At 66.0% G+C, this 1,369-nt stretch carries 2 protein-coding genes; both read right to left on the bottom strand.

What is annotated here, in order from left to right:
• Positions 1–393, bottom strand: a 393-nt coding sequence (locus EOA29_RS36600; RefSeq protein ID WP_189479121.1) for a methylenetetrahydrofolate reductase, incomplete at its 3' end; no start/stop codon positions are given.
• Positions 393–1,367, bottom strand: coding sequence for a metalloregulator ArsR/SmtB family transcription factor (locus tag EOA29_RS36595; protein WP_127222401.1), 975 nt, complete (start codon positions 1,365–1,367; stop codon positions 393–395). The genes EOA29_RS36595 and EOA29_RS36600, both read right to left, overlap by 1 nt.
• Positions 1,368–1,369: the final 2 nt, after the last annotated feature.

The following is a 1,369-nucleotide window of genomic DNA, read 5'->3' as shown; positions in this document are numbered from 1 at the left end:
GTTGGCGTAGCCGTCGGGATGCGGACGGTAGGCGGTTCCCACGCCCGCGGCCGGATCGCCGCGCAAGGCGACGAAACGGGTAACGCCGAAATCGGCGAATTCACGGATGACGGCGTCGACCTGATGGCGGGCGGCATCGACACAGGTCATGTGCGCCGCCGGCGTCAGCGTCGTCTCGTTGAGAATGCGCTTGACCGTGCGCGCCGTGCGCTCGCGGGTCGAGCCGCCTGCGCCGTAGGTCACCGACACGAATTGCGGCTTGAGCGGCTCCAGCCTTGTGACGGTGTCCCACAACCTTGCTTCCATGTCGTCGGTCTTCGGCGGGAAGAACTCGAACGACACCCGGACCTTGTCGCCAATGTCTGGGCGGCGGGAAAAGCGGAACTGGTTCATCAGGCTGTTTCCCTTGCTGGGAGTACGTCGTTGGACGGGTCGGCGATCAGAAGGCGACGGTCGCGGCCGAGCCAGAGCTTGACGGTGAGTTTTGCCTCTGCCTGGCCGCGCGGCTCGAATTCCTGGCTGTCTTCGAGATCGAGCCCTGCCTCCGCGAACCAGTCGGCGATCTGCCGGTCGGAGAAGCCGAGCCGCATATGCGCATGCTGGTCGCGCAGGAACTCCAGATTGTGAGGCGCGAAGTCGACGATGACCAGCCTGCCCGCCGGACGCAGCAGCCTCGCCGCCTCATCGATGGCGCGGCCCGGATCGTCGAGATAGTGCAGCACCTGGTGGATAGTGACGAGGTCGAAGGCGTTGCGCTCGACCGGCGGCGAAAAAATGTCGCCCTGGCGCACTTGCGCGTTGGCGACGCCCGCCTTGTCGAGATTGGCGCGCGCTACCGTCAGCATCTCGCGCGACATGTCTATGCCGACGCCGCGCCGGTAGAGCGGCGCAAAGATCTCCAGCAGCCTGCCGGTGCCGGTGCCGAGGTCGAGCATCGACTGGAACGGTCGCTTGCCGACAAGCTTCAGCAGCGCGGCTTCCACCGCGCGGTCCGGTACATGCAGCGAGCGGATTCGATCCCAGCTCGCGGCGTTCTCCGAGAAATACTCTGCGGCACGGTCTTGCCGTTTGCGCTTGACCGCTGCCAGCCGCTCCAGATCGCGCACCACCTGCGGATCGGCCTCGCGCACGCCCGAGACCAGACGCTGCACGAAGGCACGCGAGCTGTCCGTATCCGACAGCCTGAAGAATGCCCACGACCCTTCCTGGTAGCGGCCGATCAGCCCGGCATCGAGCAGGAGCTTCAGATGCCGGGAGACGCGGGGCTGCGATTGGCCAAGGATTTCAGTAAGGTCGGAGACTGTGAGATCGCCGCGCGACAGCAGCACCAGGATGCGCAGGCGGCTGGATTCGGCCGCCGCCTTCAATG

The organism is Mesorhizobium sp. M1E.F.Ca.ET.063.01.1.1 (assembly GCF_003998155.1).
In the GTDB taxonomy this organism is placed as follows: domain Bacteria; phylum Pseudomonadota; class Alphaproteobacteria; order Rhizobiales; family Rhizobiaceae; genus Mesorhizobium.
Note: the sequence above shows the minus strand (reverse complement) of the source record. Positions and strands in the feature narration are given on the sequence as shown.